At 72.6% G+C, this 22,271-nt stretch carries 18 protein-coding genes; 13 read left to right on the top strand and 5 right to left on the bottom strand.

Features of this window, described 5'->3' with window-relative positions; genetic code table 11:
• Positions 1-21: 21 nt before the first annotated feature.
• The 4 genes from ABT340_RS08455 to ABT340_RS08440 all read right to left on the bottom strand — a co-directional run bounded on the left by ABT340_RS08455 (position 22) and on the right by ABT340_RS08440 (position 5,588).
• Positions 22-1,089 carry a FecCD family ABC transporter permease gene (locus ABT340_RS08455; RefSeq protein ID WP_352010019.1) on the bottom strand — a complete coding sequence of 356 codons (1,068 nt, stop codon included), beginning with the start codon at positions 1,087-1,089 and terminating at the stop codon, positions 22-24.
• Positions 1,086-2,117: a FecCD family ABC transporter permease gene (locus tag ABT340_RS08450; RefSeq protein ID WP_352010018.1), complete on the bottom strand. Its 1,032-nt coding sequence runs from the start codon at positions 2,115-2,117 to the stop codon at positions 1,086-1,088. Before ABT340_RS08450 ends, ABT340_RS08455 begins: the two co-directional genes overlap by 4 nt.
• 229 nt (positions 2,118-2,346) lie before the next feature.
• Positions 2,347-3,705 (bottom strand): hypothetical protein, encoded by a 1,359-nt coding sequence (locus ABT340_RS08445; protein ID WP_352010017.1) that lies wholly within the window; start codon positions 3,703-3,705, stop codon positions 2,347-2,349.
• Positions 3,706-3,812: 107 nt separating this feature from the next.
• Positions 3,813-5,588: an acetyl/propionyl/methylcrotonyl-CoA carboxylase subunit alpha gene (locus ABT340_RS08440; protein ID WP_352010175.1), complete on the bottom strand. Its 1,776-nt coding sequence runs from the start codon at positions 5,586-5,588 to the stop codon at positions 3,813-3,815.
• Between the two features lie 369 nt (positions 5,589-5,957).
• On the opposite strand from ABT340_RS08440, the gene ABT340_RS08435 reads away from it, so the two are divergent.
• The gene (locus tag ABT340_RS08435; protein WP_012888044.1) at positions 5,958-6,230 is read left to right on the top strand and encodes a WXG100 family type VII secretion target; all 273 of its coding nucleotides are present in this window, start codon (positions 5,958-5,960) and stop codon (positions 6,228-6,230) included.
• Between the two features lie 79 nt (positions 6,231-6,309).
• Here the strand turns inward: ABT340_RS08435 and ABT340_RS08430 are convergent, their stop codons facing one another.
• The gene (locus ABT340_RS08430; RefSeq protein WP_352010016.1) at positions 6,310-10,890 is read right to left on the bottom strand and encodes a type VII secretion EssC family protein; all 4,581 of its coding nucleotides are present in this window, start codon (positions 10,888-10,890) and stop codon (positions 6,310-6,312) included.
• Between the two features lie 723 nt (positions 10,891-11,613).
• Here ABT340_RS08430 and ABT340_RS08425 point away from each other — a divergent pair.
• From ABT340_RS08425 to ABT340_RS08370, 12 genes are all read left to right on the top strand, one after another.
• Positions 11,614-12,312: a hypothetical protein gene (locus tag ABT340_RS08425; protein WP_352010015.1), complete on the top strand. Its 699-nt coding sequence runs from the start codon at positions 11,614-11,616 to the stop codon at positions 12,310-12,312.
• A gap of 1 nt (position 12,313) precedes the next feature.
• Positions 12,314-13,069, top strand: a complete 756-nt coding sequence (locus tag ABT340_RS08420; RefSeq protein WP_352010014.1) for a CpaE/TadZ family protein — start codon at positions 12,314-12,316, stop codon at positions 13,067-13,069.
• Positions 13,066-14,367, top strand: a complete 1,302-nt coding sequence (locus ABT340_RS08415) for a TadA family conjugal transfer-associated ATPase (protein WP_352010013.1) — start codon at positions 13,066-13,068, stop codon at positions 14,365-14,367. The genes ABT340_RS08420 and ABT340_RS08415 overlap by 4 nt, the downstream gene beginning before the upstream one ends.
• Complete coding sequence (locus tag ABT340_RS08410) at positions 14,364-15,278, top strand: type II secretion system F family protein (RefSeq protein WP_352010012.1); 915 nt, start codon at positions 14,364-14,366, stop codon at positions 15,276-15,278. The genes ABT340_RS08415 and ABT340_RS08410 overlap by 4 nt, the downstream gene beginning before the upstream one ends.
• On the top strand, positions 15,268-16,206 hold the full coding sequence (locus ABT340_RS08405) for a type II secretion system F family protein (RefSeq protein WP_352010011.1): 939 nt from the start codon (positions 15,268-15,270) through the stop codon (positions 16,204-16,206). The genes ABT340_RS08410 and ABT340_RS08405 overlap by 11 nt, the downstream gene beginning before the upstream one ends.
• Position 16,207: 1 nt before the next feature.
• The gene (locus ABT340_RS08400; protein ID WP_352010010.1) at positions 16,208-16,483 is read left to right on the top strand and encodes a hypothetical protein; all 276 of its coding nucleotides are present in this window, start codon (positions 16,208-16,210) and stop codon (positions 16,481-16,483) included.
• Positions 16,458-16,925: a TadE/TadG family type IV pilus assembly protein gene (locus tag ABT340_RS08395; protein ID WP_502992447.1), complete on the top strand. Its 468-nt coding sequence runs from the start codon at positions 16,458-16,460 to the stop codon at positions 16,923-16,925. The genes ABT340_RS08400 and ABT340_RS08395 overlap by 26 nt, the downstream gene beginning before the upstream one ends.
• Complete coding sequence (locus ABT340_RS08390; protein WP_352010008.1) at positions 16,922-17,329, top strand: TadE/TadG family type IV pilus assembly protein; 408 nt, start codon at positions 16,922-16,924, stop codon at positions 17,327-17,329. Before ABT340_RS08395 ends, ABT340_RS08390 begins: the two co-directional genes overlap by 4 nt.
• Before the next feature lie 32 nt (positions 17,330-17,361).
• Positions 17,362-17,763: a pilus assembly protein TadG-related protein gene (locus ABT340_RS08385; protein WP_352010007.1), complete on the top strand. Its 402-nt coding sequence runs from the start codon at positions 17,362-17,364 to the stop codon at positions 17,761-17,763.
• 80 nt (positions 17,764-17,843) lie between these two features.
• Entirely contained in the window at positions 17,844-20,660 is a 2,817-nt protein-coding gene (locus ABT340_RS08380) for a hypothetical protein (protein WP_352010006.1), read from the top strand.
• On the top strand, positions 20,630-21,310 hold the full coding sequence (locus ABT340_RS08375) for a hypothetical protein (protein ID WP_352010005.1): 681 nt from the start codon (positions 20,630-20,632) through the stop codon (positions 21,308-21,310). The genes ABT340_RS08380 and ABT340_RS08375 overlap by 31 nt, the downstream gene beginning before the upstream one ends.
• A complete protein-coding gene (locus ABT340_RS08370; RefSeq protein WP_352010004.1) occupies positions 21,307-22,263 on the top strand; it encodes a hypothetical protein in 957 nt (318 codons plus the stop codon). The genes ABT340_RS08375 and ABT340_RS08370 overlap by 4 nt, the downstream gene beginning before the upstream one ends.
• Positions 22,264-22,271: the final 8 nt, after the last annotated feature.

The raw sequence follows: 22,271 nt of genomic DNA, 5'->3' as shown, positions 1-22,271 counted from the left end.
AACCTCACCTCGGTTGGCCGGTCATCCCGCCCTGAGGTTCGCCCGCACCAGCAGGTAGACGAGGAAGGGGCCGCCGATCGCGGCGGTGACCACGCCGACCGGCAGGGAGATCGGCAGCACCGTACGCGCCACCAGGTCCGCGCAGATCAACAGCAGCGCGCCCGTCAGCCCGGAGGCCACGAGCGGCGGCGCTGGGTACCGAACCAGGCGCATCGCCACCTGCGGCGCCACCAGCGCGACGAACGGGACCGGGCCCGCGGCGCTCACCGCCATGCCCGCCAGCGAAACCGCGCACAGCAGCAGGATCGCCCGCACCGTCGAGTGCCGGACGCCCAGGCCTGTCACGACGTCGTCGTCCAGTTGCAGGGCCCTGAGATGGGGGGCGACGCACACCACGACGGCCACGAGCGTGAGCGTGCCCCACAGCGCCACCCGGACCTCCGCCCACGACCGGTCGTTCAGCGAGCCGACCAGCCACGCCTGGGCCCGTGCCACATCCCTGATGTCGGCCGTGACCAGCAGCCAGGTCGTGACGGCCTCCATCACGGCGCTCACCGAGATGCCGATGAGGATGAGCCGGAGACCGTTGATCCCACGCCGCCACGCCAGGAGGTACACCAACAGGCCGGTGCCGAGCCCGCCGGTGAGCGCCGCGGCGGACAGACCGACGGAACCGGCGATCGTCGCGGCGGCCCCGCCGGAAACCGTCACCAGGGTCACCGCGACCGCGCTCGCGCCTCCGGTGATCCCCAGAACGTCGGGGCTGGCCAGCGGGTTGCGTGCGATGGACTGCGTGATCGCCCCGGACACCCCCAACGCGATCCCCACGACGAGCCCGGCCAGGGCACGTGGCATCCGAAGATCCATGATCACGAACTCGTCGACCTGCTCCCCCCGGCCGAGGAGGGTGGCGACCACCTGGCGCAGGCCGATGGGGAAGTCGCCGACGCCGATGGACAGGCAGAACGCCACGAAGGCGGCCGCCGCCAGCAGCAGCGTGACGAGCACCATCCAGGGCCGCCACACGAACGACACGGGACCGAGCCGCACGCCCGGTGCCGACGACCGCTTCATCGTTGTCTCGTTCATGCCGTCTTGAACTTTCCACGCCACACCAGCGCCGCGAAGAACGGGGCGCCGACGAGGGCGACGACGATGCCGGCCTGCAACTCGCCGGGCCGTGCGACCACGCGCCCCACGATGTCGCAGACCAGCAGGACAAGGGCGCCGAGCAGGCCCGCGCACGGCACCAGCCAGCGATAGTCCGGTCCGATGAGATACCGGGCCACGTGGGCGACCATGAGGCCGAGGAACGCGATGGGGCCGCACGCGGCCGTCGTCGCGCCCGCCAGCAGGGTGATGGCGGCGATGCCGACCGTCCGGCTCAGCGTGACGTTCACCCCGAGCCCTCGTGCCACGTCGTTGCCCAGGCTGAGCAGGTTGACGGCGGGCAGCGTGACCGCCGCCAGGGCCAGCCCGGCCACGACGAACGCGGTCAGCGGCCAGATGACGTCGAATCCGACACCGGACACCGAGCCCGCGTTCCAGAAGCGCAGCGCGTTCAGCGAGGCCTGGTCCGTCAGCGCGACCGCCGTGGTCATCGCGGCCAGGAACACCGCGACCCCCTGACCGGTCAGCGCGAGCGTCAGCGGGCTGCCCGCTCCCCGGCCGAGACTCGCCAGCCCGAACACGATGACCCCGGCGATCCCCGCCCCCAGGAAGGCGAACCAGACGTACTGGTACGGATTGCTGATCCCGAACAGAGTGATCACCGAAACGACGGCGAACGAGGCGCCGGAGTTCACCCCAAGCAGCCCCGTGTCGGCGATCGGGTTGCGCGTGTATCCCTGGATCAACGCCCCGCCGACCCCCAGGGCGACTCCGGCCACGATCGCCAGTACGGTCCTGGGTATCCGCACGGTCTGCACGATGAGCGTTATCTCGGTGAGCCGCCGGTCGGAGCCCGGGGCCGTGAACAGCCCGTGCCACACCTCCGCAGGACTCAACGCGCGGGTACCGACGGCCAGCGAAACCGTCCCCACGAGCAGGAGAACGACCACGAGCGCGCCCAGGCCCACCCCTTGCCGTCGCCGGCGGACCCCCGTGGCCGCAGACATGGGACGTTTCACCACAGACGCACTCATTCGACGTACGTTATCCCTTTGGTCCGCCAGGGAATCCCTCCGGTCCACGGGACAGACGGCCGCAGGCCCCTCGAACGGCCGGGGCCGTACGGCGCGCGAACGACGACGGGCGCGTCCCCGAGGGAACGCGCCCGTCCTGATCTCTGGCCGGCGAGGGCTCTCAGCCGGTGACCGTGGTGGCCGCCGGATCCGTCAGCGGTGACTACCAGTCGCCGCCACCGAAGTCACCACCGCCGAAGTCGCCGCCGCCGAAGTCACCCCAGCCTCCGCCGCCGAAGTCGCCTCCGCCGCCGCCGAAGTCACTGCCGCCACCGCCGTCGGCCAGGCCCTGCTCGTAGCCGGCGCCGTAACCGCTGTGGCCCCAGCCGCCGCCCAGCATGCTGCCCATCATCGTGCCGACGAGCATCGCGCTCATGACGTCGCCGAAGCCGCCGTAGTAGCCGTAGGCGTAGGGCTGGTAGGCCGGGCCCGCGTCGTAGTAGGGGCGGTAGTGGCCGTCCACCATGACCTGGCGGGTCTGCGGCTCGAAGCCACGCTCGATGGCCTCGGCGTCGGCCGCGCAGGCGGGCACGTCGCGCACCGCGCCGCCGGGCGGGGCCCAGCGGACGTCACGGACCGAGGGACCGTGCTGCGGGTTGAAGAAGCACGGCGAGCGCCGCTCGGGGAGCGGCTGGTTGTTCACGCGCGCCTTCACGCAGGCCAGGGCGTAGCGGCCCTCCTCAAGCGCGGTGGTCACGCCGCGGAGCTCGTCGGGGCGGTTGACCGCCGCGAGCTCCACCTTGGCCCGCTCGTAGGAGTCGAGGGCGCGCTGCCAGTCCTGCAGGTGATCGGAGCCGTTGCCGAGCAGCTTGACGTCGGTGTCCAGGTCGGTGATCTCCTCACCGAACTTGGTGACGTCCTCGTCGACGGTCTGCTTGACGGCGGCCAGCTCGGCGGCCTCACGGGCCTCGCGCTGCCGCTTCTTCTTACGGGAGTAGAAGAAGATGCCCAGACCGCCCGCGACGGCCAGCACCAGGATGCCGATCAGCACGCCGCCCGAGGAGCCTCCGGAGGAGCGGGAGGGGCTGGAGCCCAGCCCGGCACCGGTGGCCGCGTCGTCGGCCAGCTTCACGAAGTTGACGATGTTGTCCGTCGGGCTCGAGGTCGTGGCGGCCCTGCGGAGCAGCTCGTCCACGTCGATGCCCTTGACGTTGGAGACACCGAACGGCTGCTTGCCGTTCATGACCAGGATGGTCGCCTTGCCTCCGACGTCCTTGCGCAGGGACGTCAGCAGAGTCTTCGCCTGGGACTGGCTGGTGATCGAGCCGGAGGGCAGCAGTGCCACGTAGACCGTCGAGGTCTGCTCGGCGGCGCTGCTCATGGCGTCCTGGGCGCTGGCGGGGATGTCCGCCGCGGGGTCGGCGTAGAAGTGGTCGCCGTCCTTCAGGCCGGACGCGATCGTGCTCGGGTCGGGCGCCGCGGCGTTCGCCGCCGGGGCGATCATGAAAATGGTCAGCAGCCCGGCGAGCAACGCGATGATCGCGGCACCGAGGCGACCTGACGCTGTTTGCTTGGTGGTCACGGCAGAAAGCCCTCCTTCGCCCTGGAAGACGAGCGAGTGGACGTCAGAGTTCCCCCCTGACCGTAATCCTTTCCAAACCTGGACGCGTCACCCGGGAGAAGGAGGGGTCAGTTGTCGCGGATGTCACAGATGGCGGCACCCGCCGTGACGGTCTGCCCGACCGCCGCGTTCAGCCCGGCGACGACTCCGGCCCGGTGCGCGGTCAGTGGCTGCTCCATCTTCATCGCCTCCAGGACCACGATCACGTCTCCGGCCGCGACCACGTCCCCGTCGGCGACCGCGACCTTCACGATCGTGCCCTGCATCGGGCTGACCAGTCCGTCCCCGCTCACCGCCGTGGCACGTCCGGCGCCCTGGCGCCTGCTCGCGCGCCTGCCTCCGGCGCCGCCCTGGGCCGTCACGCCCGCGCCCTGCCCGCCGACCAGCCCGGCGGGCAGGACGACCTCAAGCCGCTTGCCGCCGACCTCGACCGTGACCCGCTCGCGTTCGGCCGTCCCCGGCTCGGCGACCGGCCCGGCGTACGGCTGGACCGGGTTGACGAACTCGGTCTCGATCCAGCGGGTGTGCACCGCGAACGACGACGCGCCGTCTGGCGCGGTGAAGGCCTCCTCCTCGACCACGACCCGGTGGAACTCGGCCACCGTCGGCATTCCCTCAAGGTGCAGCTCGGCGAGAGCCCGCCTGGCCCGGGCCAGCGCCCGTCCCCGGTCGGCCCCGGTCACGATGACCTTGGCCACCAGCGAGTCGAACGCGCCGGGGACGGTCATGCCCGCCTCGTATCCGGCGTCGACCCGCACGCCCGGCCCGGAGGGCCAGCGCACCGCGGTGATCGTGCCCGGCGCGGGCAGGAAGCCCCGTCCCGCGTCCTCGGCGTTGATCCGGAACTCGATGCTGTGCCCGCTCACCCGCGGGTCGTCGTAGCCGAGCGGCTGCCCCTCGGCGATCCGCAGCATCTCGGAGACCAGGTCGAGCCCGGTGACCTCCTCGCTGACCGGGTGCTCGACCTGCAGCCGGGTGTTGACCTCAAGGAAGGAGATCGTGCCGTCCTGGCCGACGAGGAACTCGCAGGTGCCCGCCCCGACGTAGCCCGCCTCCCGCAGGATGGCCTTGGAGGAGGAGTACAGCAGCTCCATCTGCTCGTCGGTCAGGAACGGCGCCGGGGCCTCCTCGACGAGCTTCTGGTGCCTGCGCTGCAACGAGCAGTCACGGGTGGAGACCACCACCACGTTGCCGTGCGTGTCGGCCAGGCACTGCGTCTCCACGTGCCGGGGCCGGTCGAGGTAACGCTCGACGAAGCACTCGCCCCGGCCGAAGGCCGCGACCGCCTCGCGGACCGCGCTGTCGTACAGCTCCGGGATCTCCTCAAGGGTCCTGGCGACCTTCAGGCCCCGCCCTCCACCGCCGAAGGCGGCCTTGATCGCGATCGGCAGGCCGTGCTCGGCGGCGAAGGCCACCACCTCCTCGGACCCGGAGACCGGCTCGGCGGTCCCGGCGACCAGCGGCGCCCCCACCTTCTGCGCGATGTGCCTGGCCTGCACCTTGTCGCCGAGGGCGACGATCGCGGCGGGGGGCGGCCCGATCCAGGTCAGCCCGGCGTCGATCACCGCCTGGGCGAAGGCCGCGTTCTCCGCCAGGAAGCCGTACCCGGGGTGGACCCCGTCGGCGCCGCTGGTCTCGGCGACCGCGAGCAGTTTGGCGATGTCGAGGTAGGTCTCGGCGGGGGACTGGCCGCCCAGCGAGTGGGCCTCGTCGGCGAGCTGGACGTGCAGGGCGTCCAGGTCCTGCTCGGCGTAGACCGCGACGCTGGCCAGGCCCGCGTCCCTGCAGGCGCGGATGATCCGTACGGCGATCTCGCCACGGTTGGCGACCAAGACCTTCTGCACCGACATGGTTCCCTTCATCACGTGCGAACGGGGGGCTGGCGGGCCTCCAACGGAGTTTAGGCGCCGTACGGAGCCTGGGAAGAGCGGGGTCCCGCCCGCCGGGATTGGGATATGTCATGGGTTGTTTTTGGATGGCCGTATTGGTGATGATCCCCGTGTGCCGGAGTGGGCACGGCCGCCGGCACATGGCGCCTCTCGGATGACGATTCCCGGTATGACATGTGACTTACGGCGAATGACGCGTTATCCGGTCCGTGGGTATGGGAAGATCCATAGCCGCTCGGCATAATCCGAGTATCTCCGTGATCCACTCACCTATCGTGATGTCGTTTGGTGAGCCCCCGACACCGATCCAGAAGGAGTGCTGGCATGAGCCAGAACTTGCTTGGTGGCAATCCCGCGGAAATGCAGCAGATGGCCACCCAGTTCACCCAGCAGGCCGACCAGGTGAGGGCCACGATGGCGGCTCTGGACCGTGAGGCGGGAAAGGTCGGCACCGCCTGGACCGGCCCGGGCGCCCAGCGTTTCACCGAGGCCTGGCAGAACTACCGTGCCGCCTTCCAGCGCATGTCCGAGGAGCTCGCCGAGGCCTCCCGCGTGATCAACACCTACCGCGGCAACATCGAGTCCGCCACGCGCTGATTCGGCCGCCACGCCGCCCCGGTCTCGTGAGACCGGGGCGGCGTTTTCGTTGCCCCGCCGTACCTCAGCCCGCCGTACCTCAGCCGGGCAGGGCCGTCTGGACGGCGGTGGCCGTGCCCAGCGTCACCAGCAGGCCCCGTCCCGGCGGGCCGCCGACCGCGCCGCGGGGGAGCCGGATGGTGAACAGGTCGCCGTCCGCGGGGCTCTGCACCGAGAGCAGCAGACCGGTGCGGGCCTTCCTGGCCTCGGCGACGAAACCCCGGTAGGCGGTGGTCAGGTCACCCGTCGTACCGCCGATGACGAGGCCGTGCTCGCTGTCGCGGCCGGTGCGCAACACCTGCTCAAGGGACATGCCCAGGGGCGAGTCGGGGGAGACCAGCTCCGCGTCGTCCACGATCGCCACGTACCGTTCGTGCCCCGCTACGGCCCTGTCGAGGTCGCCGTCCGCGCCGAGTACGGCCAGCACCCCCTCCTGCCCGGCCAGCGTGCTGAGCGGGCTGCGCCTGGGGGTGACCACCACCACGGGCGTCCCCCTGTCGAGCAGGGAACGGGCGGCGGTCAGCAGCGCCGAGGAACGCCCGGAACGGGACGGCCCGGCGACGACCGCGCCGGGTCCCTGGGCGAGCAGGTCGACGCCGAGCGGGGTCAGCGAGTCGCCGCCGACGCCGAACAGCGCCCACAGCGGGGAGGGCGGCTCGAAGGAGGGCACCAGCTCCAGCGCCTGCGCCGAGGTGATCCGCATCGGCAGCGCGTCGACCCGCAGTGGCGGCTCGCCGTTCCACGGCCACCGCCCCGGCTCGGCCGTACCGGGGGAGGCGCCGAAGCGGCCGGGCACCTCCCTGGACAGCGCCTGCAACGCGGCGACCTGGGCGGGGCCGGCGGGATCGTCGCACAGCAGCGCGATCTGGCTCTCGACGATCCCGTGCTCCCCGGTGGCCAGCGCCCTGCCGGGGGCCAGCGCGGCGGGCAGGTCCTTCACCGGCAGCCCGGCCAGGCCGTAGTCGGAGGGGTCGGCCAGGCGCAGGATCAGCCGGTCCTCGAAGACCGTGGAGATCTGCCCGAGCAGCACCGACCTGTCCCCGGTCACCACGGCGCGCAACCCGACCGCGGGTCCCTCCCTGAGCAACTGCATCGCCGACTCGATCAGCCGCCCGTAGTCGTAGCCCTCGAACGCGGCGACGAACCCCTCCCACCGGTCGAGCATCAGCACCATCCACGGCAGCCTGGGCCCGGTCGCGGCGGCGCGCAGCTCGGCCAGCGACGCGTAGCCCGCCTCGGCCAGCAGTTGCTGGCGCCGCCCGACCTCGGCGCGCAGCCGGGTCAGCAGCCGTTCGACCCGGTCGAGCTGGTCGCGGGTCACCACGGCGCCGCAGTGCGGCATGGCCATCAGCGGCAGCAGTGCCCCGGAACCGCAGTCGATCGCGTGCAGGTGCACGTCCTCGGGGGAGGCTCCGGCGGCGATCGCCCCGGCGAGTGTGCGCAGCGCGGTCGAACGCCCGCTGCGGGAGGCGCCCGCCAGGAGCAGGTGACCCCCGGCGGCCAGGTTGAGCGCCAGCGGCCTGCGGGCCTGCGCCCACGGCAGGTCGGTCGTCCCGAACGCCAGCGGCGGCACCTCCTGGACCCCCACCCGGTACGGCGGCGCGTCCCCGGGGGCCACGGTGACCCCGGGGGCCACCAGCAGGTCGTCGAGCGGCGGCAGCCAGGGACTCGGCTGCCTGGGGACACCGGTGACACGGGCGGCCTCGACCAGGGCGTCGACCAGAACGGACAGGTCGGTGACCGCGGCGTTCTCCGTGGCCGTCTCCGGCGGAGCGAGCGGCTGCCCGAGCGCCCGCCAGCCGACCTCCGTCACCCTGGCCCGCACCTCGCTCTGCGCGCCGGGCCCGCGTCCGCCGATCCGCGCGGTCTGCACCGCCGTGGGCGTGCCGACGCCCGACTTCACGTAGCACCGTCCCGGGGTGGCCTTGGAGATGTGCGCGGCGTCCGGCCTGTCGATGACGTCGGAGGACTCCGCGGCCTCCGTCACCCGCAGCGCGATGCGCAGCGAGGTGTTGGCCTGGATGTCGGCGGTGACCACGCCGCCGGGCCGCTGGGTGGCCAGGATCAGGTGGATGCCCAGCGAACGGCCCCGCCTGGCGATGTCCACCAGGCCGGTCATGAAGTCGGGCAGCTCGCTGACCATGGCCGCGAACTCGTCGATGACCAGCACCAGGCGGGGCAGCGCCGCCAGCGGGTCCGCGCGCAGGGGCAGCTGCCTGACCGCCGAGCCCGCCCCGGCCACCATCAGGTCCCGTGAGGCGCGGGCCCGCTGCGCGTCGCGCAGCTCGTGGTAGTCCTCGATGTCCTTGGCCCCGGCGGCCAGCAGCAGCCGTTCGCGGCGGCGGATCTCGGCGGCCAGGGAGGCCAGCGCCCGCTGGGTGAGGTGGCCGTCGAGGTCGCTGACCATGCCGACCGTGTGCGGCAGCCGTACGCACTCCTTGAAGGCGGCCCCGCCCTTGTAGTCGATCAGCACGAACGTCATCTCGTCGGGGCGGTTGGCCACCGCGAGGGAGCAGATCAGGGTCTGCAGCAGCTCCGACTTGCCCGCGCCGGTCGTTCCCGCGATGAGCGCGTGCGGACCGTCGGTGCGCAGGTCGACGGAGAAGACGCCGTCGGGGCCCGCGCCGATCACCGCCCGTGTCGTACGGCCCCAGCGCTCGGCCAGGACGGCGCCGGAGACCGAGGGCAGGTCGAGCAGGTCGAGCAGCCTGGCGGAGCCGGGCAGGGCCAGGGCGGCCTCGTCCCGGCTGACGTCGCGCACCGGGGCCAGGGAGCGGGCCAGCCGGTCGCACCAGGAGGAGGAGACCTGGTCGGCCAGGATCTCGCCGAGCCCGTCCAGGCCGCCTCCGCGCAGCCGTACGGTGCCGTCCCCGGCCACGTCCGCCACGGTGGCGCACTCTTCGGGCAGCAGCCGCTGGTCGTCGTCGAGGGCCAGGGTGTAGACGCCCGCCCTGGGGCCCTGGCGCAGGACCTGCGGCATGCCGGGCAGGGCGCGCAGGACCTGGGCGCCGTCCAGGACGACCAGCACGTCGTAGGGCCGCTCGTCGTATACGGGCGCGACGTCGGCGCCTGCCGGGGCGCCGTCGCCCCATCCGGAGGCGATACGGCCGAGCTTGGCCGCCGACCCCTCCTCCTCGCCCTGGCGTCCCTCGATCAACGCGGTCAGCTCGGTCACCCTGCGGGCGGCGGCCTCGGGGTCGGCGCCGACCAGCGCGACGCAGTCCTCGCCGCCGCGCGGGGCGCAGTGCGGCAGCCAGCGCACCCAGTTCCAGTTCTCCTCCCCGTCGCGGTGCGCCGACAGCACCACGATCGCCAGGTCGCGGGGGCTGTGCAGGGCGGCCGCCTGGCCGACCAGCCACCTGGCCAGCCCCGTGACGGCCGGTCTGTGCCCGGTCAGGCCGGCGACGCCGAGACGACGCATGGCCAGGGCCACGGGCACCGCGTGGCAGTCGGGCGGGTCGGGGAGCACGCAGTCGGCGGGGGCGGAGCGCTCCGGGGTGAACTCCAGGTCGGCGGGCAGGTCGGCGAGCCCGACCCGCAGCCTGAGCGCGTCCTGGTCGTGGTCACGGCGCTCCCACAGCCGCCGTCTCGGCCCGGTCGCGGTGAGCAGCACCTCGGCCGGGTCCGGCGCGGCGGTACGGCGCTCCGCCTCGTCGTCGGCGCGGGCGCGCTCGACGTCCGCCTCGAAGTCCTTCAGGCGCTTCCTGTACTCCTTCATCCGCTGGCGGTACTGCTTGCGGCCGTGCCGCCGGTCGCTCCACCACTGGCCGATCATGATCAACGGCGTCATCAGCGCCATCAGCAGGAAGTACCAGACGTGCAGGGTCCAGGCCATGACCACGCCGAGCGCGGCGGGCAGGAAGGCGGTCAGCAGCTGCAGCCGCATGGTCTCGGCGCGTTTGGGCTCCGCGGGGACCTCGAAGCGCCGTGTGCTCGGCGGGGTGCGCAGCCTGGGCGGCCGGTTGTAGGCGAGGCCGCCGTCGGGCTGGGCGTCCAGGTGCGCGTCCGGAGGCTCGACGGCCCTGAGGGTCAGCACGCTCGCGCCACAGGTCAGCACGGCGTGCTCCCGCCAGGGCGCCGGGCCTTCGAGCGGTTCCCGGTCGAGTCTCGGCGTGGCGCCCTCCCCCGCCTCGACGGTGATGGCCTCGGGCGTGAGCCGGACGACGGCGGCCCTGGGGGGCAGCATGGGGTCGGCGACGGAGACCGCGCAGGCCGGGTCGGAGCCGATGGTGTGCACACCCAGGCTGATGCGGTGCACGGACCCGGCGGCGGGCCCGCCGACGACCCGGATCTCCACGATGCCGCCCGGTTCCTCGGCGAGTGTCGCGGCGGCCAGGTCGCGTTCGAGGGTGACGAGGTCGCCGTCGCGGAGCAGGCCGAGGGCGGGCGCGGACGGTTCGAGGAGGCGGCCGTCGAGCCACATGGGCGGGGGTTGTGACCCGATGTCGCGGTCCAGGCCGTAGGGGGCCTTGCTGCGCGTCAGCCGTACCACGTTGCTCGGCCGCTCACCGCCCTGGCCGGCGAGCGCCTCGGCGAGCCTGGCGACCGTGGTCGTGTCGTCGCCCTCGACCACGACATCGCGGTCGGTGTGCTCGCTGAGCACGGTGAGCATGATCCGCATCGACGCTCTCCTCGGGTCGGAGCCCCGGTCCACGGTACAGAGTGGCACTTGTCGCGAAGGAGTGGTTTGCGGCAATGCCATGGGTTGTGGAGCGGTATGTGGAAAACGTGGCGGCCTGTGGAAAACCGCCTGATGACAGTGGCCGGTCGTGCCGTTTTAAATGGGCGTTCGCTCATCGGGCCGCGCACGGGAATGGCCGGGTGGGGCTGTGGAAAACTCAGGCCGCCGCCTCGCCGTACGGCCTGACCTGGGAGGTCGTGGCGGCGGGACGCGGACGGCGGGCAACGGGAGACGCCGTCTTCGCGTATGTGGTTTCGCGGTGACACGGGTGATCCGTTTTCCTGAGGGGGAACCGCATCCGGTGTGGGGCCGGGGCGGCGTACCCGGACCACTTCGCCATGACGCAAGCCATGACGCAAGGATGACACACGGTGAACGGCCTTCCGGCCGGATGGTGAAGGGCGCGGGTCTTTCCCGCCGAATGAGCCCCCTAAACGCCGGGGTGGACGCCGTACGAGTTAATCAGATGCCCTTATCACCCCGATAAGTCTCTTGTCATCTCACCGAACCGTCAGCATCCTTGCGATCGGCGTTGACAGACCTGTTCCTATCAAACGAGCATGGGACCTGGATTTTGTCTGCCTGTTCATCGGTGCGGTGCGCATAATGGCGTAAATTCGAGCAGTAGTCCCATTTGCGAAGACTCTGGGAGTCCCCCTACCCATGAGGACCAGTGAGAAGCCGGGCGGCCGCCCCCCGGCGAACGCCGAGCGGCCGGGCGCGCAACCAGGGCTTTCCGGCCCGGCGTCGCGCAAACTCCCCGTGTCCCCGCGTGAGCGCAAACCCGCGCTCGCGGCCCTCGCCCTGTTGCTCATCCTGGGCGGCGCGCTGGCCACCACCCTCCTGGTGCTGCGCAGCGGAGACCGGGTCTCCGCGATCCGGATCGTCAAGCAGATCGGCGCCGGGCAGCAGATGCTCGTCACCTCCATGCAGGAGGTGCAGATCGCCGACACCGGCATCGACTACGTTCCGTGGTCGCAGAGCGCCCAAGTCGCCCATGACTTCGCCAGCGTCACCCTCCTGCCGGGCACCCTGCTGACCCCCAGGATGGTCGCCTCGGCGAGCGGGGAGCTCGGGCCGGGCAAGGCCATCGTCGGCCTGTCACTCAAACCCGGCCAGCTGCCCATCACCCTCGACGAGGGCGACCGGGTCCAGGTGATCTACGTGCCGGGCCGGGGCGGCGACGGGACGCAGAGCCGGGTCCTGGCGCAGAGCGCGCTCGTCCACCGGATGACCGCGACCAGCAGGGGAACCCCGGCCGGTCCGCTGGCGATCGTGGTGGACGTCAAGGACGCCCCCCTGATCAGCACCTACGCCTCAAGCGGCGAGGTCGCGGTGGTCGAGCTCCCCGGGGCCCGCTGAGATGGCGCTCATCGTGCTGGCGGCCGACAAGGGGGCGCCCGGGGTCACCACGGCGGCCACCGCGCTCGGCGCGGTCTGGCCCCGTTCGGTCCTGCTCGCCGAGTGCGACCCGGCGGGAGGCGACCTGGCCTACCGCCTGCCCGCGCAGGACGGCGGCGTGCTCAACCCGGGCAGGGGCCTGCTCACCCTGGGGGCCACGGCCCGCAGGGGGCTGCAGCCCGAGCAGATCCACGAGCATACCCAGCGGATCGTCGGCGGGCTCGACGTGCTGGCCGGGCTGACCCACGGCGAACAGGCCGCGGGCCTCACCTGGCTGTGGGGGCCGCTCGGCCGCGCGTTCGCGGCGCTGCCCGGCGCCGACGTGCTGGCCGACTGCGGGCGCCTGGGCGGCCACCCCGAGATGACCGAGCTGGTCACGGAGGCGGCCCTGGTGGTGCTGTTCACAAGGGCGAGCCTCGACCACGTCGCCCACCTGCGCGAACGCCTCCAGGTGCTGCCCTCGTCGGTGCAGACCGCGGTCGTGGTGATCGCCGACCCCCGCCAGTACCGCACGACGATCGACGACGTCCGCCGGATCGTCACGGCGACCGGCAGGCAGGTCGCCTTCGTCACCGGCATCGCGCACGACCCCAAGGGCGCCGAGCTGCTGCGCGGCCAGTGGGGCGGGCGCCTGGACCGCTCGCTGCTCATCCGCACCGCCCGTGAGCTGGCCGGACGCCTCGCCGCCCAGATCCGCGCCCCGGAGCACGTCCTGTGACCATAGACCACACCCTGGTGAAGCGCTTCCGGCAGGAGGTCGGCGACCGGCTGGCCCACCAGCGCCGCCTCGACCAGGCCAGCGGCCTGCCGCCGATGAGCGGCGAGGACGAGCGCCAGTTCGCCCGCGCGCTGATCGCCCAGGTGCTTGAGGAGTTCGCCCGCGGGGAGATCGGCGTCGGCCGTACCCCGCCGACCGCAGAGGAGGAGGAGGCCCTCGCCGGTGGAATCCACGCCGCGCTGTTCGGCGTCGGCCGCCTGCAGCCGCTGCTCGACGACCCCGACGTCGAGAACATCGACATCAACGGCTGCGACCGGGTCTTCGTCGGCTACGCCGACGGCCAGGAGCTCATGCGGGAGCCGGTCGCCGACTCCGACGAGGAGCTCATCGAGCTGATCCAGGTCCTCGCCGCCTACAGCGGCCTGTCCAGCAGGCCGTTCGACACCGCCAACCCCCAGCTCGACCTGCGCCTGCCCGACGGGTCCCGGCTCTCCGCGGTGATGGACGTGACGGTCCGCCCCGCGGTCTCCATCCGCCGCTCCCGCCTGGGCAAGGTCTTCCTCAGCGACCTGGTCGGCAACGGCACCGTGACCCCGGAGATCGGCCGCTTCCTCTCCGCGGCCGTCGCGGCCCGCAAGAACATCATGATCTCCGGCTCGACCAACGCGGGCAAGACGACCCTGCTGCGCGCCCTGGCCAACGAGATCCCGCCCCACGAACGCCTCATCACCGTCGAACGCGCCCTCGAACTCGGCCTCGACCAGTTCGCCGAGCTGCACCCGAACGTGGTGGCCTTCGAGCAGCGGCTGCCCAACTCCGAGGGCCAGGGCGAGATCTCGATGGCCGAGCTGGTGCGCCGCTCGCTGCGCATGAACCCCTCCCGGGTGATCGTCGGAGAGGTCCTCGGCGACGAGATCGTCACCATGCTCAACGCGATGACCCAGGGCAACGACGGGTCCCTGTCCACCATCCACGCCAACTCCTCGATGGAGGTCTTCAACCGCATCGCCACCTACGCCCTCCAGGCCGCCGAGCGTCTGCCGATCGAGGCGACCCACATGCTCATCGCGGGCGCGATCGACTTCGTGGTCTTCATCGAGAAGCGCAACGACTACGCCAAGGGCGGCAGACTGCGCCGCTTCGTCTCCAGCGTGCGCGAGGTCGCCGGTGTCGACGGGCGGGTGCTCTCCTCCGAGGTCTTCGCCACGGCCCCCGACGGCCGGGTCCTGCCGAACGCCCCCCTGTCCTGCATGGAGGAGCTGGCCCACCACGGCTACGACCCCGGAGGCTGGGCGTGAACGGCCTTCCCCCCGGCCTGTTCGACCCGCTGGTCATGCTCGCGGGCGCGGCGCTCGGCGCCGGGCTGTTCCTGCTCGGCCTGGCCCTGTACGGCCTGCGCCCCCGGCCCGCGACCCCGGGCAGGAAGGCGGGAAGACGCGAGCTTCTCAAGGCACTGTCCACCCGCTCGGCCATCGGCGCGATCGTGGGCGTCCTGGTGCTCGTGGTGACCGGATGGCCGGTCATGGCGGCCGGGGCCGTACTGCTCGCGCTCGGATGGCGGGGCCTGGCGGGCGGCGCGGCCGAGGAGCGTACGGCGATGCGGCGCCTTGAGGGCCTGGCCGCCTGGACCGAGTCGCTCCGCGACACCATCGCCGGGGCGGCGGGCCTGGAACAGGCGATCCCGTCGTCGATCAGGGCCGCCGCGCCGACCCTGCGGCCGCACCTGCTGTCGCTGGTCGACCGGCTGCACACCAGGATGCCGCTGCAGGACGCGCTCAGGCTGTTCGCCGACGAGCTGGACGACCCCTCGGCCGACCTCGTCGTGGCCGCGCTCATCCTCAACTCCAAGCTGCGCGGCCCCGGCCTGCGCGACGTGCTCGGCGCGCTGGCCGTCTCGGCCCGCGAGGAGCTGGACATGCGCCGCCGCGTCGAGGCCGAGCGCCGCTCGACCCGGCGCAGCGTGCAGATCGTGGTCGGTACGGCCATCGCCTTCGCCGTGGCGCTCGTGGTGTTCAACCCCTCCTACGTCGCCGAGTACGACAGCGCCCTCGGGCAGGCCGTGCTCGTGGTCGTGGCCGGGTTCTTCGGCGCGGGCTTCGCCTGGATGCGGCGCCTGGCCCGCTTCGACAAGCCCGCCAGACTGCTCGGCCTGCCCACCGGAGGGGCCGTGGGAGGCACCATGGGAGGCGAGGCGCGCGATGCCGACTGACGCGCTGTTCGCCGGGGGCGTGTTCGGCCTCGGCCTGTTCCTGCTGATGCGGGCGCTGTTCCCGGCCAGACCGGGGCTGGTGACCAGGCTGCTGGCCCTCGACGCGGCCAGGGAGGGCACCCAGGCGCCCAGGGCCAGGCTCATCCTGCCGGACGAGGACGTCAGCGCCCTGCGCAGGGAGCTGGGCGTACGGCTGGCCCGCCTGTACGCGGCCAGGGGCTGGCAGGCGCGCTCGGCCAAGTCCGACCTGGCCCTGCTCGGCAGGTCGTTCGAGGCGTTCCTGGCCACCAAGGTGCTGCTGGCCGTCTCCGGACTGCTGGCCTTCCCCCTGCTGGCCGGTTGGCTGGCGCTGATGAGCTGGGACGCCTCGCTCACGATGCCGCTGTGGGTCGCCCTCGCGGTCTCCGGGGTGTTCTTCGTCCTGCCCGACCTCCAGGTCAAACGGGACGCCGCACGGATGCGCCGCGACTTCCGGCACGTCGTCGGAGCCTTCCTCGACCTGGTCGCGATGAACCTCGCGGGCGGCCGGGGCGTGCCGGAGGCGTTGCTGATGGCCGTCTCCGTCGGCGCGCCCGCCGGGGACGAGGAGGAGGCCAACTGGGCGATGGCCCGCATCCGTGAGGCGCTCGGCAACGCCAGGATCGTCGGCATCACCCCGTGGCAGGCCCTCGGGCAGCTCGGCGACGAGATCAACGTGGACGAGCTGCGCGACCTGTCCGCCGCCCTCGGGCTGGTCGCCGACGACGGCGCCAAGGTCCGCTCGTCGCTGACCGCGCGCGCCGCGACCCTGCGGCGGCGGGAGCTCGCCGAGATCGAGGGGCAGGCGGGTGAGCGTTCCCAGTCGATGCTCGTCGCACAGCTTCTGCTCTGCGCCGGCTTTGTGATCTTCCTGAGTTTTCCGGCAGCGATGAAGATGTTGGGGTCCTGACATGCTGAACCATCCGTGGATCGTCTACGCGACGACCTTCCTGAGTGTGCGGATCGACCGGGCGCGCAACGCTCCGAGCAGGGGCGCCTCAGCGGTCGAGTGGGTCATCATCACCGCCATCATCGCCGGGGTCGCCCTCGGCCTGGCCACCCTCATCAGGACCCTCGTCGAGGGCAGGCAGGGGGAGATCTCCGACCAGTTCGGCGGCGGAAGCGGTGGCGGTGGCGGGGGCGGCGGCACCGACGGCGGAGGTGGCCCGGTTGGCGGCAACGGCTGAGGCGCCCGCGCGCCGCTCCCGGCGCGTGCGCGGACGGGACGGCGAGCGCGGCGCCTCCGTCGTCGAACTCGCGATGATCATGCCGGTCGTGCTGGCCGTCGTGCTGCTCGTCGTGCAGTTCGCCCTGTGGTTCCACGGCCGCCAGGTGGCCGACGCCGCGGCGCGGGAGGGGTCACGGCTGGCCAGGATCGACTCCGACTCCTGGCAGGATGACGCGACCTCCAAGGCCGAGGAGGTGCTCAAGGCCATCGGCCCCAAGCTTCTCAACGGCGCGAAGGTGACGACCTGGGAGGAGGGCGACCAGCGGGGGGTCGAGATCACCGCGACCGCGGTCCAGGTCGTCCCGCTGCTGCCCTCGACGAGCCTCACCATCACCTCGCGCTTCGGCGGCCCCGTCGAGTGCTTCCGGCCCGACGACGGCGGTGAGGGGTGTCAGGAGTGACCAGGAGAGCGGGCGGGGACCCCGAGCGGGGGTCGCTGTCGGCGGAGGCCGTGCTCCTCGCACCGGTCTTCCTGCTGTTCCTGCTGTTCCTGGTGGGCGCCGGACGGATCGTCGAGGCCCAGGGCGAGGTGAACGGAGCCGCCAGGGACGCCGCGCGGGCGGCCTCCGTCGAACGCACCCGCTCCGACGCGGAGAGCGCCGCGGACGAGGCCGCCAAGGGGTCCCTGTCCGGGCAGTGCGAACCGGACGTCAGCCTCGCCGGCACGGACTGGAAGGCGGGCGGCCAGGTCAAGGTGACGGTGACCTGCTCACTCGACCTGGACTTCCTCGGCTTCGGCGCGGCCAAGGACATGCGGGGGGACGCGGTGGCCCCGCTTGAGCAGCTCCGGAGGGTGGAGAAATGACCTCTGCCCGCCGACCCGGAGACCGGGGGTCGATGTCGGTCTTCACGGTGATCTTCTCGGTGATGGTCTTCATGCTGGCCGGGCTCCTCGTGGACGGCGGGGGCGCCATCAACGCCAGGCTGCGGGCCGCGGACATCGCCGAGCAGGCGGCCAGGGCCGCCGCCGACAAGATCGACGTCGAGTACCTCAGGGAGACCGGTCAGGCCCGGCTGCTGGGCGAGGACGAGGTCTGCGCGGAGGCGAAGAAGATCGTCTCCGGCTACGCGGGCTCCGACGTCCGCCTCGGCGAGTGCTCCCTCGGCGGCGGGCAGGGCGAGGTCACGGTCCGGGTCTCCGCGGCCTGGACGTCGTTCTTCCTGGCCGCGCTCGGCTTCCCCGGCTCCGACATGGAGGCCTCGGCAACCGCGGGGCCCGACATGGGGGACGACGGGTGACGGGCGCGGGCCGTACCGATTGAGGCGAACGGCTGGCGGAGCCGGCTGAGGACGAAGAACCTGGACACGAAGGGAGACGCATGCCCACGCGACAGCCAACGCGCATACGACCGAGACGTACGGCGGGCGACCTGGCCGCCGGTCTCGGCGCGCTGGTCGTGCTGGTCGCACTGGTCGGCGGGGTTCCCTACGCGCTGCTGAGGCTGGCCGGGCCGCCGTTGTCGCCCGAACTGCTCCACCTGAACCTGCTGACCAGCCAGGTCGGTACGAGCATGATCGTGGCCATCCTCGTGCTGCTGGTCTGGCTGGCCTGGCTGCAGCTGACCGTCTGCGTGATCGTCGAGATCTACGCGGGGCTGCGCCGGGTCGGCATGCCCGCCAGGGTGCCCTTCTCCGGCGGCACCCAGATGCTGGCCAACCGGCTGGTTTCCGCGGTCCTGCTGCTGTTCACCGTCTCCGCGGTCGTCGTGCCGATCGTCAGGCCCACGGCGACGCCCGCCGCCCCCGCGACCGCGGCGGCCTCGGTCACCACCCCGGAGCCCGAGGAACGGGCGCCGCTGGTGCACGTCGAGAAGGCCAGGAAGGTCTACGTGGTGCAGCCGCCGCACGGGCGCCACCACGAGAGCCTGTGGGAGATCGCGGAGAAGTGCCTCGGGGACGGGCGGCGCTATCCGGAGATCTACCGGCTCAACCAGCACAAGGAGCAGCCCGACGGCAGCCGCCTGCACATGGCCGACCTCATCAGGCCGGGCTGGGTGCTCGACATGCCGGACGACGCCAGGAACGTGCACATCGTCCCGGCCTCCCAGCCGCGCGGGGAGACCCTTGAGGACCACCCGGGCAAGCCCGCGGAACTCGACGGCCACACCCAGGACATCTCGGCCAAGGGAGGCTCCGACCTGCCGGGCGAGGCCCGGCAGGAGGCGGGCGGCGGGGAGAACAGGGGCGAGGCCCGCAGACCCGCCGACTCCCGTGAGGAGAGCGCCGACAGCGGCAGGCGGGAGCCGTACAGGACCAAGGACCAGGGACAGGAGCAGAGCCAGGACCAGGGCCGCGACCAGGGGCAGCAGCAGGGGCTGGAGCTGCTCGACTACCTGGCCGGGGCCTCGCTCGCGGCGGCCGGGCTGCTGGCGGCCCTGGGCCGCAGGCGCAGACAGCAGCTGTGGCACAGGGCGTTCGGGCGCAGGATCGCCAGGCCGAAGGACGACGCGGCCAAGGCGGAGGTGGCGCTCAGACTGGGCGCCGACGCCCCGGGCAGCCGGATGCTGGACATCGGGCTGCGGCTGCTCGGCCGCTCCCTGGCCGCGCAGAAGCGCATCCCGCCCACCATCTACGCCGCCCACCTGTCGGCGCAGAGCCTCGACCTGTGGATCCACCCGCCCGTGGCCGAGGCGCCCGCGCCCTGGAGCGCCCACGACGGCGGCCAGGTGTGGAAGCTGCCCGCCCACGAGGGCAGGATGCTCGACGAACGGGCGCTGTCCGAGGCGCCCGCGCCGTACCCCGGGCTGGTCTCGCTCGGGTCGAACGGCGAGGGGCGCGTGCTCGTCGACCTGGAGGCGGCGCACGGCCTGATCAGCCTCGACGGCCCGCGCAGCACCGAGGCCCTGGCCGCCCTCGCCGTCGAACTGGCGACCAACCGCTGGTCGGATCTGATGACCGTCACGCTCGTCGGGTTCGGCGAGGAGCTGACCGTGATCGCCCCCGACCGGGTCAGGCACGTCGCGACCCTCGCCGAACTGCTGCCCGAGCTTGAGGCCAGGGCCGCGGAACGCGGCCAGGGCGGGGACGTGCTGACCGGCAGGATCCAGGGGCGGGCCGCAGAGCCGATCTGGCCGCCGCACTACGTGCTCTCCGCGCTCGTGCCGAACGAGGAGGAGGGGCACCGGCTGGCCGTGCTCGCCAGGAAGGGCGTCAGGACCGCGGCCGGGTACGTCGTGGCGGGGAAGGTCCCGCACGCCACCTGGAACTGGGAGGTCACCGAGGACGGCAGGGCGAAGGTGGACGCGCTCGGCTTCGAGGTGGACGCCCAGTTGCTGCCCCGCCGCCACTACCGTGCCCTGATCGACCTGTTCGAGACCGCGGGACGGCTCGACGGCGAGCCGATGAGCGACCGGCCGGAGCCCGTCCCGGCGAACGCCTCGGTCGAGGTGCGGGTCCTCGGCCCCGTGGAGATCGCGGGCCCCTCACCGATGGAGGAGGGACGGGCCACGCTCGCGGTGGAACTCGTCGTCTACCTCGCGACCCACCCGGGCGGCGTCCACCCGGTCGTGCTCGGCGGCGTCCTGTGGCCACGCGGCGTGCAGGCGGCGGTCAGGGACGCGACCATCGCCAGGGTCGTCGACTGGCTGGGCACCGACGGCGCGGGGCGCCCCAACCTCTACGCCGACGAGGCGGGCAGGTTCCGCCTCGGCCCCGAGGTGCGGACCGACTGGATGGTCTTCCGCGATCTGGTCCGCCGCTCCCACACCGACTCCGGGGTGCGCGCCGTACTGCTCGAACGGGCGCTGAACCTGGTGCGCGGGCCGCTGCTCAACGGCCGCCCGCGCGGCCGGTACGCCTGGCTGGCCGACGACGACCTGGAGTACGACGTGACGGCGGCCGTCGCGGACGCCGCGCACCGGCTCTGCGACATCCGGATCGAGGAGGGCGACGGGGGACGGGCCGTCGCCGCGGTGCGGGCGGGCCTGCTGCTCGCCGCCGACGACGAGGGGCTCTGGCGTGACCTGCTGCGGGCCACCCACCTCACCGGAGACCAGGCGCGGCTGCGGACCGTGGTCGAGGCCCTGAGCAGGAGGGCCGCCGCCCAGCCGGGCGGGAGCGGGATGGCCCCGGAGACCGAGGCCCTGATCGACGAGCTGCTGCCCTCGTGGCGGATGCGCTCGGCGCCGTCCGCATGAGGGCGGGGAGGGCCCTGGCGGCCGGGGTCGCGGTGGCAGGAGTCCTGCTCGCGGGCTGTACGGCGGAGCCGGACAGGTTCGTCCCGCAGGGCGACGCCGGTGGGGCGAGCGCGACGCCGGACCTCTCAAGGGCGCCCGTCGCGACCCCCACGGCACGGACGGAGACGGTCGAGGTCGCCCCCGGCGTACGGCTGGTCGTCGAGTGGCCCGCCGCCCCCGACCGGGACACCGCCGGGATGGTCGCCGCCTTCCGCGACCACCTGGCCGGGTCGTTCAGGGCCGTCGTCACCGGCGGCAGGGACATCGGCTATCTCGACGCCGTCACCGGTGACGCGGCCGGCGAGCTGAGCACGTGGGTGGGGGAGTTCCTCGACCAGCACCGTTCGGTACGAGGCACCGCCCGCGTCTACGCGCTGACCGTCGGCCCCGTGGACGGCAGAGGGGCGCAGATGGAGGCGTGCATGGACGAGTCCGGCATGCGTCTGCTCGACACGGCGACCGGGAGGCCGCTCGCCCGCCAGCCCGCGTGGACCCGTGAGCCCTTCCTTCAGGCGGCCGGGATGCGGCTCGGCGACGACGGGGTGTGGCGGGTCGCGCTGCTACGGCACACGGAACTTCCCAGCGAACGGGTGAAGGGATGTTTGCGATGATCGGGAGAACGGCTGTCGCGGGGCTGGCCCTGCTCGCCGTCACGAGTCCCTCCGTCGCCTTCGCGGCCCCTCCCGGAGGGGGCGGCGGTCCCGAGGCCACGGGCTTCCAGGGGGGCGAGGGCAACGAGAAGGTCGGCGTCGTCCTGAAGGACTCACGGATCGTCGTGTCCGGGAACGGGACGGGCGGCAAGAGCGACGGCTACCGGGTCAAGCGCCCCTGCTGGTACGAACCTGGCGGAAACGCCGAGGACATGCTGAAGAAGCAGGAGGGGAGCAAGCCCGAGTGGATCCCCGAGACGGAGTGGCGCAGGCACCTGGACGACCTCAAGCAGTTCAAGGACAAGGTCGGCAAGGAGGGGAACTGGTGGACGCGCGCCTACAACGCGGCCGACCCGAACGCGCTGTCCTGCCTGGCGGGGCTCGAACCGTACGTGTTCGTCCCGCCGAACACCACCCCGCCCGCCGGGATCACCGTCAGGGAGCTGGCCGACATCGCCAGGGCCGCGCTGACCGTGCCCAAGCCGAAGATCGAGGTCAATCCGAACGTCAAGAGCTACGTCAACCTGGACACCTGGGTCTGGCTCGGTGACACCGGCGCCAAGACGCGCTCGGTGACCGCGACGCTGCCCGGCGTCATGAGCGCCACGGTCACGGCCACCCTCGGGAGCCTGCAGATCAAGTCGGGCACCACGGGCGATCGCGCCGACGTCAAGCAGAACTGTGCGGGGGGCGGCAAGCCGTACAGCAAGGGGGAGAAGGACAGGTTCAGCTGCGGGGTGACCTACCGGCGGGCCTCGGCCGACCAGCCGCGCGGGGTCTACACGATGACCGTGACCGCGGTGTGGCCCGTCACGGCGCCGGGGGTCGACTTCGACTACGCCCCGGTCCAGGTGAGCGCGGACCGGGACGTGGCCGTCGGCGAGGTGCAGAGCGTCGTCAAGGGAGACGAATGAGGCCGGCC

Source organism: Streptosporangium sp. NPDC000239 (assembly GCF_040300765.1).
Taxonomy (GTDB): domain Bacteria; phylum Actinomycetota; class Actinomycetes; order Streptosporangiales; family Streptosporangiaceae; genus Streptosporangium.
This window is presented reverse-complemented; position numbering and strand designations above follow the sequence as displayed.